Below are 12,059 nucleotides of genomic sequence, written 5' to 3'. Positions count from 1 at the left end.
TAGCATGTCATGCGAGGTGTGCGAGGGTTGGTGTCAAGGCGATGGTTTTGCGTTGCCTGTGCTGGCCCTTTCGCGGGTGAACAGGACGAAACCCGCTCAACCCTGTTCGGTCACTTGCACACTGCGGTTTCGGTTGCGCCACACGCGGTACGCACGAATCCCCGCGCGTACCGAGCCGAATAGCAGTTTTTCTTCCATGTCCCGCGCCATCCCCGAGCGCACCAGCATGCGCAGGAAAGTGCCACGGGCGCGGGCGATGGCGAAAAGGATGCCTTGAGCCGCCAGGGTGTCGCGCACTTCGCGCAGGGCGGCGATGCCGCTGACATCAATGCTGGTTACCGCTTCGGCATCGAACAGCACGGCTTTAGGCTGGTCCTGGCTTTGCACGGCTTCAAGCAGGCGCATCTTGAAGTAGTCGGCATTGAAGAACAGGATGGCGTCGTCGAAGCGGTACACCACCAGGCCAGGCACGGTCCGGGCGTCCTTGAACTTGCGGATGTCTACCTGGCCTTCGGTGCCCGGCAGCCAGCCCAGGACGGCATCGGTGGGCTGGTAGATGCTGTACAGCAGGCGCAGGATCGCCAGGGTCACGGCAAACACGATGCCGGGCAGCACGCCCAGGCCCAGTACGCCCGCCGTGGTCAACAGGCACAGCCAGAACTCGAAGCGGCTGAGACGCCGGATATGCCCCAGCGATTTGATGTCGATCAGCCCCCAGCCAGCCATCAGCAGCACGGCCCCCAGCGCAGCCTGTGGGATCCAGGCCATGGGCGCGGTGAAAAACAGCAGGATCAGGGCGATTACCAATGCCGCGATGATGCCCACCAGCTGGCTTTTACCACCGACCATGTCGTTGACTGCCGTGCGCGAGTCGGCGCCGCTGATGGCAAAGCCCTGGGAAACCCCGGCCGCCAGGTTGCTCACGCCCAGGGCGACGAATTCGTGGTTGGCATTGATCGCATAGCCATGCCGGGCGGCAAAGCTGCGTGCGGTAAGCATGGCGCTACAGAAGCTGACGGTGGCGATACCCAGGGCGTCGCGCAGCAGGCTCTTCATTTCCGCCAGGTTGCTGTGTGGCCAGGCCAGTTGCGGGATGCCAGCAGGTACCGGCCCAAGGACGGCAACGCCGAAGCGGTCGAGGCCGAACAGGCCAACCAGCAGCATGAACAGCGCCACGACCGTGAGGGCTGCGGGCAGGCGCGGGTAGCGCCGTGGCAGCCAGATGAGCAGGGCCAGGGCGGCCAGGCCGATGATCAATGTGACCCAGTGAATTTCCGCCAGGCGCTGGAAGAAGTTGATCAGACTGAGGATGAAACCGTCGCCCTCGATCTGGAAGCCCACCACCTTGGACAGCTGCCCGGCGATCAGGCTCAGGCCGATACCGTTGAGGTAGCCGATCAGGATCGGCCGCGAGAAGAAGCTGGCGATGAACCCGGCCCGCGCCAGGCCCGCGGCAATCAGCATCACGCCGACCAGCACGGTGACGATCACCGACAGTTCGACGATGCGCTGGGGCTCGCCCATGGCCAGCGGTGCCACGGCGCCAGCGATCATCGCGCAGGTGGCGGCGTCGGGGCCGACCATCAGCTGGCGCGAGCTACCGATCAGCGCATAGACCATCATCGGTAGCACACAGGCATACAGGCCATATTGCGGCGGCAGCCCGACGATCTGCGCATAGGCAATGGCAATGGGAATCTGGATCGCGGCTACCGACAGGCCCGCTTGCAGATCGGCGTGGAACCATTCACGGCGGTAGTGCAGCAGGTTGGCCAGGCCCGGTAGCCAGCGGGAGAGAAACATGCGTTGTCCTTTCGAAATGTTTCATGAATCCATTGAGCGCATATCCGCCACAAACCGTTTCGCTTGCGCGCGCAGAGGCCCGACGCGCATTGAAGCGGATCGGTGGGTAAATGGCCATGGGCCAGGTCAAGGCAGGGTGAAAAACGAAAAAAGGAGCCAAGGCTCCTTTTGACTGCGATGACGTTGCTGGAACGCCATGCGGGAATGCGATGTGGAGCGGGTAGAGGGAATCGAACCCTCAACTAAAGCTTGGGAAGCTTTCGTTTTACCACTAAACTATACCCGCATCTGAGCTGGACTTTTTACCAGAACTTTCAGCGAATTAGAAGCCCACGTTATAAAAAAGCTTGTCGGCGCCCCGTGGCCTGCGGGTATTTGCTACAAGGCGCCGAGCCGCTCAGATGGCAAATGCATGCTGCCCCTGTTGCACGGGTTGGTAACGGTGGCGGGGTTCGCGCACGGTTGGCTTGAGGAACCCCAGCATGACACTGCGGGTGTTCTCGCAGGCGGTCTTGTTCTCCATGTCCAGGAAGTGGCCCGCATCGCGTATCACGCTGAACTGGCTTCTACCCACATGCTTGCTGAACTGCCGCGCATCTTCGACTGTGGTGTACTCATCGCGTTCGCCGTTGATGAACAGCACCGGGATGTTGATATTGCGCGCGCCTTGCAGCGCACGTTCCAGGTCGTGCTCCAGCACCTGGTTGATGTGGAAATGCATCTGTGCGTACTCGTGGCTGTCCAGGCTGCTCACATGGCGGTAGTTGAAGCGTTTGAACAGCGACGGCAAGTGCTTGCCGATGGTGTCATTGACCAGGTTGCCGACCTGATAACGGTCGCAGGCGGCCAGGTACTGGCAGCCACGGTCCAGATAGTCGCGCATCGGTTCGTTGATCACTGGCGAGAACGAACTCACCACGGCCTTCTTCACGTTCCTTGGCTGGTGCGCCAGCGCCAGCAGCGTGCTTGCGCCACCCCACGAGAAAGACATCACGTGGTCTGCCTGGAAGTGTTCGATCAGCTCAAGGAGGATATGCGCCTCGGTCTCCTTGCTGATCAGCCGTTCCTGACGGTTGTGCGGCTTGGACTTGCCTGCATACGGCTGGTCGAACAGCACCACGTTGAACTGTGGGTGCAGGTTACGTACCGTCTGGGCGAACGAGGCCGTGGTGGCCAGCGAGCCGTTGATCAGGATGATCGTGTTTTCGGCCGCATCCGCGCGATAGAACTCCGTGTAAACCCGATACTGACCTTGGATATCAAGTACAGCGATTTCTGGCCTCATGTCATCGACTCCTGGCGCAAAAAGGGTATTCGCGTCACCTAGGGTGCACGTTCTTTATGACAGGTAGGCATTTGCCTGAAGATAAACCGGGGGCCCTGTGTCGATCCTTGGCACGTGCGTCGACGGTATTGTTTTTGGCGGGCAATTTGCCGTGCCCCAAGGCATCTAGGCTTTGGGTGGCCGGCAAAAAGTGTCATCGACCGCCGGTGTGACTTGGTAGTCACAAGCAGACTGACGATTTGGATTCAAGCAGTGGGTTGGGGATCGCGCAAGTGCCGTTCGGTAGGGAATGTGACTTTTGTCGCTGAGCGGTCGTATGACGACACCTGGCTGTCTGCTCCGCCTACACAGTGGCTATCTCATTCGCCGTCAGTTCACGATACTCACCCGGCGCCAACCCCGGATCCAGCCGGATCGCCCCCATGCTCTCGCGATGCAGCCCCACCACCTTGTTGTTGAAATGCCCGAACATGCGCTTGACCTGGTGGTACCGCCCCTCGACGATCGCCAGCCGGGCTCGGTGGGGGCCGAGGATGTCCAGCTGGGCAGGTTGGGTGGTGAGGTCTTCGAAGGCGAAATAGAAACCCTCGCGAAACTTGGCCACGTAGTGCTCGCCAATCTCGTCCTCGGTGTCCACCAGATAATGCTTGGGCAGCTTGGTGGCAGGCTGGGTCAGGCGCCGCGACCACTGGCCATCGTTGGTCAGGATCATCAGGCCGGTGGTGTTGAAGTCCAGGCGCCCGGCTATGTGCAGGTCATCTCGCAACGCCATTGGCAGCAGGTCGAGAACGGTACGGTGCTGCGGATCGTGGGTGGCGCTTACGCAGCCAGTGGGCTTGTACAGCATCAGGTAGCGGGCCGGGCGGCCGGCCTGCAACAGTTGCTCGTCCAGCTCTACGCGGCTGAATTCACGCACGTCAGTGAGCGGGTCGCTGGCTACCTTGCCGTCCACCCGCACGCGGCGTTGCGCCAGCATCAGGCGAACTTGCTGGCGGTTGTAGCTGGGCAGGTTGGCGAGGAAACGGTCAAGGCGCATGGCAACGATCAGTGGGCAGCGGATGGACGCAGCTGTTCTTCAACGGCGGCGCAGCGTGGGCACAGGCAGGCCTTGTTGCGCAGTTCATCGGGCAGCGACTGGAGTACGGCCGGGTCGATGGTCACGCTGTAGCACCAACACGCCTGGGTGGCACGGCTTGGGTCGGCCAGGCTGCACTGGTTGAGAGCACCGCAAGCGGGGCAATGTTGCTTGTCATTCATGGTGGGTTTCACTGCAGACGCGGTTGCGGCCAGCCTGCTTGGCACGATAAAGCGCGCGGTCGGCGCGGGTCAGCAGGGCGTGCAGGGTATCCCCCGGTTGCAGGCTGCTCAGGCCGATGCTGGTGGTCAGCCGCAGCGGCTGGTCGTCGTAACTGAAGGTCAGCTGCTCGGTGCGTCGCCGGATCTTTTCCGCCACCTCGATGGCCTGGCGGCCTTCAGCTTCGCGCAGCAGCACGATGAATTCCTCACCGCCCCAGCGGCACAGTATATCTGACTGACGCAGGCTGCCTTGCAGCACATTGGCGAATTGGCGTAGCACTTCGTCACCTGCCAGGTGGCCGTGGTTATCGTTCAGCGCCTTGAAGTGGTCCAGATCAATCAGCAAGGCCACCAGTGGGCTACTGTCGCGCCGGGCTTCTCGCAGCGCCTGGGCGGCGAGCAGGTCGAAGCTGCGCCGGTTGTACAAGCCGGTGAGGCTGTCGAGCGTGGCCAAGGCTTCGGTGCTGGCCTGGTGGCGGCGGACCATGGCATGCACCAGTGCCAGCACCACCAGGGTGATCATCGTACAGATCGCCAGGTTCAGGTACAGCGCGTGGCGAATGCGGTCGAGGACGCCGGTTTCGCGTTTGTCCACCAACAGGTACCAGTCCAGTTCGGGCAGATGGCGAACGTTGAGAAAGTGGCTGTGGTTTTCGCTGTCATGGTATTCGTGGCTGCCTTCGCCGGGTACCACCTGCTCGGCGAGCATGGCCTTCAGCTCAGGGTTGTCGGTGAGAGACTGGCCGACTTGCAAGCCATGCGGGCCACCCTCGGAGCCGGTCACCAGCACCTTGCCTTTGGCATCCGTGAATAGCACCGCGCGTTGGTAGCGGCGTTGGTACTGATCGATCAGCTTGACCACCGACGAGACGCTCAGCCCTACGCCTGCCGCGCCGATGAAGCGCTGCTGGTAGTCGTGCACCTGGTAGTTGATGAACACGGTCAGGCTGTCCTGGTTGGCCATGTCCAGATCGACGTTGATCTCATAAGGGGCCTTGAGTTCACGCAGACGGAAATACCAGGCATCACGCCAGGTGCCCGGTTCGACGTGCTTGAGCACGCCTTTGGCCTGGTAGTAGGTCCGCGTGCGATCAGACACGAAAAAGGATGTGAAGATGCCCTGCTTGCCCATGACCTCGCCCAGGTAGCGGGTCATGCGTTCGGTATCCTGCTCGCCAGACAGCACCCAGTCGCGCAGGAAGGTGTCCTGGGCCATCATCGAGGCGATCAGCACCGGGCGGATCAGGTCTTTCTGGATTTCCGAGTAGACGGTGTCGGAGGTCAGCGGCAATTCGGTATTGATGATGCCGTCGCGGATGGCGCTGCGCGAGGAGAAGTAGCTGAGCAGCGAGGTGGCCAGGAAGCCGCAGGCCAGTAACACGAGCAGGGTAACGATCAGCGAGCGTTGCGAGAACAGAGCGGAACGTAAGGGCATGATCTTCCTGTGATGTGTGCCGAGCCGCTTATTCTAGTGAGGTGGCCGGCAAATGACTGCAAGTTTTTCAGGGTTATTCACCTGTATCAAGTTATTGCAGAAATGGCACTGTACCTGCGCGCCACTGTCTTATTCAGTGTCGATTGACGCATCTCGCATCGACGCTCGCCAGCGCCGCTGTTCGGGCACTCCAGCGGTCCAGGAGGCCGCCATGTCCTATCGAATCCTGTTGATCACCCTGCTGGGGCTGATGACTTCGGCCTGCGCCCCCTACTATGACCGCGGGGGCTATTACCGTTCGGACTACTACTCCACCGACCGCTATGTGGCGCCGGGGTATTACCGCTATGACCGGTACTATGTGGCGCCAGCCCCGCGCTACTACTATCAGCCTTCCCCCCGTTACTACCATCGGTCGGCCCCTGCGCCCCATTACCGGCCATCTCCGCAGCCAGGGATGAACCAGTGGCATGGCAACCCGCGCTATGACTATGGCAATCGCCAGCGGCAAGACTACAGGCAGGACCGGGATCGCCATGACTATCGCAATGACAGCCAGCGTTACCGGCATGGCGACTGGCACTCCAATGGGCAGGTTAGAGACCGCGGGCGCTGGGAGGGCGGGCGCGGGCAGGGGCGAGGAGGAAACTGGCAGCGCTAGGTGAGTGGACGCGGGGCTGACAAGCAGCCCCAGGTTCACGCAGCTAACCCACATCCGCCAATGGGTGCCGCCCTTCCCACGCCTTGGCAAAATGCGCCTCGACCACCGCCGCCGGCACTTGCGCCACATCAGGCCAGTGCCAGCGCGGCTGGTTGTCTTTGTCCAGCAGGCGAGCGCGTACGCCTTCACTGAATTCGGGGTGGCGGCAACAGTTCAGGCTCATGCTGTATTCCATCTGGAACACTTGCGCCAACGACAGGTACCGCGCCCGGCGGATCTGCTCCCAGACCAGATGCGCCGTCAGCGGGCACCCCTCATGCAGGCGTTGGCCGGCCTCTGCCAGCAATGGGTCGTCATGCTGCTTGAGCCTTTCCAGTGCGCGCCAGGCTGAAGCCGCATCAGCCACGTCGAGTAACTGATCGATCACATGCCGTCGTGGCAGCCACTGGGCATCAGGCAGCTCGGCGCAGGCACGATGCTGCTCGGCCTTGAGCAAGCTGTTCAGTTGCACGGCGGTCTGCTCCTGCCAGTTGAGTTGCAGCAACTCCTCGATCAAGCCCTCTTGCTGGTGTTCGCCCAGAAAACGGTCAGCCAGGCCCAGGTCAAGGGCATCGCGGGCGTTGATCGGCGTACCCGTCAGGCCGAAGAACAAACCCAGTTTGCCCGGTAGCCGGGCCAGGAACCAACTGGCGCCTACGTCAGGGTACAGGCCGATGCTGATTTCCGGCATGGCCAGCCGGCTGCTGGGTGTGACGATACGTACATTGGCGCCTTGCAGCAGCCCCATGCCGCCACCCAGCACATGCCCATGGCCCCAGCAGAATAACGGTTTGGGGTAGGTGTGCAGCGCATAGTCCAGGCGGTATTCGGCGGCGAAGAAGGAAGCCGCCAGCGGCGGGACACTGCCGGGGTGGTCGCGGCAGGCTTGCACCAGCGCACGTACATCGCCGCCTGCGCAAAAGGCTTTTGCCCCGTTGCCGCGCAGCAGCACGCAGACGATACCCGGGTCGCGGGCCCAGGTATGCAGTTGTTCGCCCAGCACCTCGATCATCGGCAGGTTCAGGGCATTGAGCGCCTTGGGCGCATCCAGGGTAGCGATGCCGATGCGGGCGCCATCGACGCCGGTGAGTACCTCGCAGTGAATGGTCATGGACTACCTCTCGCAAGTCATCGCTCAAGTATGGCTTGCCTGGCCAATCATGCCGGTCGTCGGTCGGATCGTTTGACAAGCGCGAAGGGCTTACCTAGTGTCGCGCCATTGTTTATGGAAGGCCCCATGACTGACGACGATCGCATCAAACTCGAACCCAGCTGGAAGGCCGCTTTGCGCGGTGAATTCGACCAGCCTTACATGCACCAGCTGCGCGAGTTCCTGCGTGGCGAGTACGCTGCCGGCAAGGAGATCTACCCGCCAGGGCCGCTGATCTTCAATGCGCTCAATTCGACACCACTGGACCAGGTGAAGGTGGTCATCCTCGGTCAGGACCCGTATCACGGGCCGGGGCAGGCCCATGGCTTGTGCTTCTCGGTGCAACCGGGCGTGGCCACGCCGCCGTCGCTGGTCAATATCTACAAGGAGCTGCAGCGCGACCTGAACATCCCGATCCCCAGCCACGGCTACCTCCAGAGCTGGGCAGAACAAGGCGTTCTGTTGCTCAACACGACCATGACCGTCGAGCGCGCCAATGCCGCATCGCATGCCAAGAAAGGCTGGGAATTGTTTACCGACCGGATCATTCAAGTGGTCAGTGAGCAATGCCCGAACGTGGTATTCCTGCTATGGGGGGCGCATGCACAGAGCAAACAGAAGCTGATCGACGGTACCAAGCACCTGGTACTGAAGTCGGTCCACCCTTCGCCGCTGTCGGCGTATCGCGGGTTTATCGGTTGCGGGCATTTCAGCCGTACCAACAGCTTCCTCGAGCAGCGGGGGCTCGGGCCCATCGACTGGGCACTGCCCCCGCTGTGAGAACCGCGGCGGGGTCGCAATCGCCTGTCAGTTCCTGAACCACCAGTGGGTTATTAAACGGTTGTACGGCGAATAATTGTTCGTAGGTCAGGTCGCTATCGGCAGGCTGGATAAGGTCACTTGGCAGCCCACCCAGGTGAGAAAGGCAACCTGGGTATTAGGCGATGCCGCCGTAGGTCAGGCGGGTAGCGCCTTGCGCGCCGGCGTAGTTCTGGGGGTTGGGTTCCAGGTAGCCGTGAAGATCATTGATAGCCACGACGTTGATCTGGACGGGGGCAGATGGCTCTGCGGCAAGGCTGCCTGCGCTGATGGCAAGGCATGCCCAGGCGATAGCCGAGCGATAGTTGCAGGAAAGGCGGACTTTCATCATTACCTCTTGAATGCCGGGAAGGGTGGGTTTGCTGGCGATCAGGGCAGCAATCCGACTTTATTCACCCAGGCATTGGGCAAGTGGTAATTATCTATCTTCAGGGGGCTTGCAGCTTGAAGACCTGTTGTCCCACAACCGGAAAAGCGGTTCTGCAAGAAACAACACCAGGATCAGGCGCATCACCTGCAGCGCCGTCACCAGTGGCACTGACAACTGCAACGTTTCGGCCGTGAGGCTCATTTCGGCGATCCCGCCAGGCATCATCCCCAGTGTCAGCGAACGCAAGTCCAGTGCAGTCATCATGCTCAGCACCCACGCGGCACTGGCGGCAATTGCCATGCACAAAGCCGTGGCCATCAAGGTGCGCCCCAGGAACGACGGTGCGCGGCGGAAGAACGCGCGGTTGAAGTGGCAGGCCAGGCCGCTGCCGATGAGCCACTGGCCGATCTGGCTGGCGCCGTTGGGCAGGGCGATCTGCAGGTTGCCGGCCAGGCTGACCGTGGCCGCGACCAGCAATGGCCCGAACAGCCATGGGTTGGGCTGGCGCAAGCGCTGCCAGAGCAGGGCAACGCCAACGCCCAAGGGCGCAATCAGTGCCAGCCAGCCCCAGCTCACGCTACCGGTGTGGTTCAGTGGTACCCCGTCACCCAGCAGAAACTTGAACAGCGCCGGCACGCACAGCACCACTGCCAGCACACGCAAGCTCTGCGCTGCCGCCACCTGGCTGAGCACTGCGCCATTGCGCGCCCCAAGGTTGACCATCTCTCCCGAACCGCCTGGCATGCTGGCGAAGAACGCAGTGGCGCGGTCTTCGCCGGTTCGCCGCAGCAGCCATACGCTGATCACACTGGACAAGGTGGTGAACAACGCACCGAAGAAGATCAGCGCGAAATGGCTGGCCACCTGCTCGATCACTGCTGGGGTGAAGTGCAGGCCAATACCGATGCCGATGATCCACTGCCCGCACTTGCGGCCATTGGGAATTTCCGACAGCTGCCAGGGTGTCAGGCAGCGCACCAGGATGATCGTCAGCAGTGAACCGACCATCCATGGCAAAGGCCAGCCGACCTTGCTGGCGGCAAAACCGCCAGCAAGGCCGACCAGCCCGGTCGCGACGAACAATGGCAACGACCGATCAGGCATCGGCCAGGGCCCGGCGCTGCAGGCTGCGTTTGCGCCAGATGCGCAGCAGCGGCAGGGCAAGCATCAGCACTACCAGCGCCCAGACACCCATGCTGATCGGGCTGGACCAGAGGATGCCCAGTTCACCGTTGGAGATCGACAGCGCACGACGCAGGTTCTGCTCCATCAGCCCGCCGAGGATGAAGCCCAGCAGAATCGGCGATAGAGGGAAGTCCAGCTTGCGCAGGATGTAGCCCATGATGCCGATACCGACCATGAGGAACAGGTCGAAGGTAGTGGCATGCACGGCGTACACACCGATCGCGGTGATGATGGCGATCACAGGTACCAGCGCCCAGTTTGGCACGGCGAGGATGCGGGTGAAGATGCGGATCATCGGGATGTTGAGGATCACCAGCATGATGTTGGCGACGAACAGCGAGGCGATCAGGCCCCAGACGATATCTGGCTGCTGTTCGAACAGCAGTGGGCCAGGGGTGATGTTGTACAGGGTCAGGGCGCCGATCATCACGGCCGTGGTGCCAGAGCCCGGTACGCCCAGTGTCAGCATCGGCACCAGGGCGCCACAGCAGGATGCACCAATGGCAGTTTCCGGCGCTGCCAGGCCACGGGCATCGCCTTTGCCGAACTTGCCGCTTTCCCCGGCCATGCGTTTCTCGGTCATGTAGGCCACGGCGCTGGCCAGCGTTGCGCCGGCGCCGGGTAGCACACCCATGATGAAACCGAGCAGGCCGCACCGGATGTTGACCAGGAACACCGAGGCCGCTTCCTTGAAGTTGAACAGCATGCGCCCGGTAGCCTTGACCGCCTGGTGGCCATGGTGGGTCTTTTCCAGCAGCAGGAGGATTTCGCTGACGGAGAACAGGCCCAGCACGAGCACCACGAACTGAATACCGTCGGCCAGGTGCACGCTGTCACCGGTGAAGCGGTACACGCCGCTGTTGGCGTCGATGCCGACCGCCGACAGGAACAGGCCGATGAGTGCTGCAATGAAGGTTTTCAGTGGTTTGTCACCGGCCATGCCACCCAGCGCGACGATGGCGAACACCATCAGCACAAAGTACTCCGCCGGGCCGAAGGCGATGGCCCATTTGGCCAGCAGCGGTGCGAACAACACCATGCCGCAGGTGGCGATGAAGGCGCCGATGAACGAACTCCAGGCCGACAGCGACAGGGCAACACCGGCCAGGCCCTGGCGGGCCATCGGGTAACCATCGAGGGTGGTCATGACGGTCGAGGCTTCGCCCGGAATGTTCAGCAGGATCGAGCTGATACGCCCGCCATATTCGCAGCCCAGGTACACCGCGGCCAGCAGAATCAGCGCCGATTCCGGCGGCAAGCCGAGGGCAAAGGCGATGGGGATCAGCAGGGCCACGCCGTTGATCGGGCCCAGGCCCGGCAGCAGGCCGACCACGGTGCCGATCAAGGTGCCCGAGAGGGCGGTGACCAGGTTGTAAGGGGACAAGGCAACGCCGAAGCCCTGGCCCAGGTAGCTCAAGGTATCCATGTCAGTTCTCCAGTACGCTCAGCAGGCCAAGGGGCAGGGGCACGTCCATCACGCGGTCGAACAGCCAGTAGAGGAAAATGCTCATGCCGGCCACCACAATGGCGCTGTGCAGCCAGCGGCCACCGTACAGCCGAGCCATGGGCAAGCCGACCAGGATGGCGCTGAGGATGAAGCCGAGCGCTTCGAACGTGGCGGCGAAGACGATCAGCAGGCCGACACAGGCGCTGATCTTCATCAGGGTCTCGCGATCCAGTTCCGGTTCGTCATCCTTGCGCAGGATCGGCGTTGGGCGGAACGCCAGGTACAGCAGGCCCAGCCCCATCAGGCCGAGCACCAACAGCGGGTAAGCGCGCGGGCCCACCGGTTCATAGGAAAATGCAGCGTGGTAGGGCCAGGCCATCACGGCCAGGGCAGCACACACCGCCAGCAGGGCCAGGGCGAAAATGCGTTGCAGGATCATTGGGGAATCCTCGTTGGGATTGCTCAAGTGAGATGCAAATCCTGTGGGAGCAGCCTTGCGGCTGTGCCAGGGGCCGCTGTGCGGCCCATCGCGACACAAGGCCGCTCTCACAAGGGGTAGTGGTGAGTCC

The 12,059-nt window shown here is 62.1% G+C and carries 12 protein-coding genes, 1 tRNA gene and 1 pseudogene; 2 read left to right on the top strand and 12 right to left on the bottom strand.

Annotated features, from left to right (window positions below; genetic code table 11):
- Positions 1-96: 96 nt before the first annotated feature.
- From LVS58_RS05325 to LVS58_RS05300, 6 genes are all read right to left on the bottom strand, one after another.
- Positions 97-1,803, bottom strand: coding sequence for a SulP family inorganic anion transporter (locus tag LVS58_RS05325; protein ID WP_233690172.1), 1,707 nt, complete (start codon positions 1,801-1,803; stop codon positions 97-99).
- A gap of 212 nt (positions 1,804-2,015) precedes the next feature.
- A tRNA-Gly gene (locus tag LVS58_RS05320) sits at positions 2,016-2,089 on the bottom strand.
- 111 nt (positions 2,090-2,200) lie between these two features.
- Positions 2,201-3,088, bottom strand: coding sequence for a (R)-3-hydroxydecanoyl-ACP:CoA transacylase (gene phaG / locus LVS58_RS05315; RefSeq protein WP_233690171.1), 888 nt, complete (start codon positions 3,086-3,088; stop codon positions 2,201-2,203).
- 343 nt (positions 3,089-3,431) lie between these two features.
- Complete coding sequence (locus LVS58_RS05310) at positions 3,432-4,124, bottom strand: pseudouridine synthase (protein ID WP_233690170.1); 693 nt, start codon at positions 4,122-4,124, stop codon at positions 3,432-3,434.
- An 8-nt stretch (positions 4,125-4,132) separates the two neighbouring features.
- Positions 4,133-4,345 carry a cysteine-rich CWC family protein gene (locus LVS58_RS05305; protein ID WP_233690169.1) on the bottom strand — a complete coding sequence of 71 codons (213 nt, stop codon included), beginning with the start codon at positions 4,343-4,345 and terminating at the stop codon, positions 4,133-4,135.
- Entirely contained in the window at positions 4,338-5,819 is a 1,482-nt protein-coding gene (locus LVS58_RS05300; protein ID WP_233690168.1) for a sensor domain-containing diguanylate cyclase, read from the bottom strand. Before LVS58_RS05300 ends, LVS58_RS05305 begins: the two co-directional genes overlap by 8 nt.
- 211 nt (positions 5,820-6,030) lie before the next feature.
- On the opposite strand from LVS58_RS05300, the gene LVS58_RS05295 reads away from it, so the two are divergent.
- Complete coding sequence (locus tag LVS58_RS05295; RefSeq protein WP_233690167.1) at positions 6,031-6,480, top strand: hypothetical protein; 450 nt, start codon at positions 6,031-6,033, stop codon at positions 6,478-6,480.
- 43 nt (positions 6,481-6,523) lie between these two features.
- Here LVS58_RS05295 and LVS58_RS05290 read toward each other — a convergent pair whose 3' ends face one another.
- Positions 6,524-7,630, bottom strand: coding sequence for an enoyl-CoA hydratase/isomerase family protein (locus tag LVS58_RS05290; protein WP_233690166.1), 1,107 nt, complete (start codon positions 7,628-7,630; stop codon positions 6,524-6,526).
- Positions 7,631-7,756: 126 nt separating this feature from the next.
- Between LVS58_RS05290 and ung the strand changes: the two genes are divergently transcribed.
- Complete coding sequence (gene ung / locus LVS58_RS05285) at positions 7,757-8,449, top strand: uracil-DNA glycosylase (protein WP_003252014.1); 693 nt, start codon at positions 7,757-7,759, stop codon at positions 8,447-8,449.
- On the opposite strand, the gene LVS58_RS25220 is transcribed toward ung, so the two are convergent.
- The 5 genes and pseudogenes from LVS58_RS25220 to LVS58_RS05265 all read right to left on the bottom strand — a co-directional run bounded on the left by LVS58_RS25220 (position 8,379) and on the right by LVS58_RS05265 (position 11,929).
- Positions 8,379-8,585, bottom strand: coding sequence for a 5'-nucleotidase C-terminal domain-containing protein (locus LVS58_RS25220; protein ID WP_442796439.1), 207 nt, complete (start codon positions 8,583-8,585; stop codon positions 8,379-8,381). The two genes, ung and LVS58_RS25220, sit on opposite strands and share 71 nt — an antisense overlap.
- 24 nt (positions 8,586-8,609) lie before the next feature.
- Positions 8,610-8,816 (bottom strand): annotated as a pseudogene (locus LVS58_RS05280) (bifunctional metallophosphatase/5'-nucleotidase); the annotation flags it as partial.
- 90 nt (positions 8,817-8,906) lie between these two features.
- Positions 8,907-9,962 (bottom strand): AbrB family transcriptional regulator, encoded by a 1,056-nt coding sequence (locus LVS58_RS05275; RefSeq protein ID WP_233690164.1) that lies wholly within the window; start codon positions 9,960-9,962, stop codon positions 8,907-8,909.
- Positions 9,955-11,469: a tripartite tricarboxylate transporter permease gene (locus LVS58_RS05270; RefSeq protein WP_233690163.1), complete on the bottom strand. Its 1,515-nt coding sequence runs from the start codon at positions 11,467-11,469 to the stop codon at positions 9,955-9,957. Before LVS58_RS05270 ends, LVS58_RS05275 begins: the two co-directional genes overlap by 8 nt.
- 1 nt (position 11,470) lies before the next feature.
- Positions 11,471-11,929 (bottom strand): tripartite tricarboxylate transporter TctB family protein, encoded by a 459-nt coding sequence (locus LVS58_RS05265; RefSeq protein WP_233690162.1) that lies wholly within the window; start codon positions 11,927-11,929, stop codon positions 11,471-11,473.
- Positions 11,930-12,059 lie beyond the last annotated feature (130 nt).

Origin of the sequence: Pseudomonas sp. JR33AA, from assembly GCF_021378985.1 — a bacterium.
In the GTDB taxonomy this organism is placed as follows: Bacteria; Pseudomonadota; Gammaproteobacteria; order Pseudomonadales; family Pseudomonadaceae; genus Aquipseudomonas; species Aquipseudomonas alloputida.
This window is presented reverse-complemented; position numbering and strand designations above follow the sequence as displayed.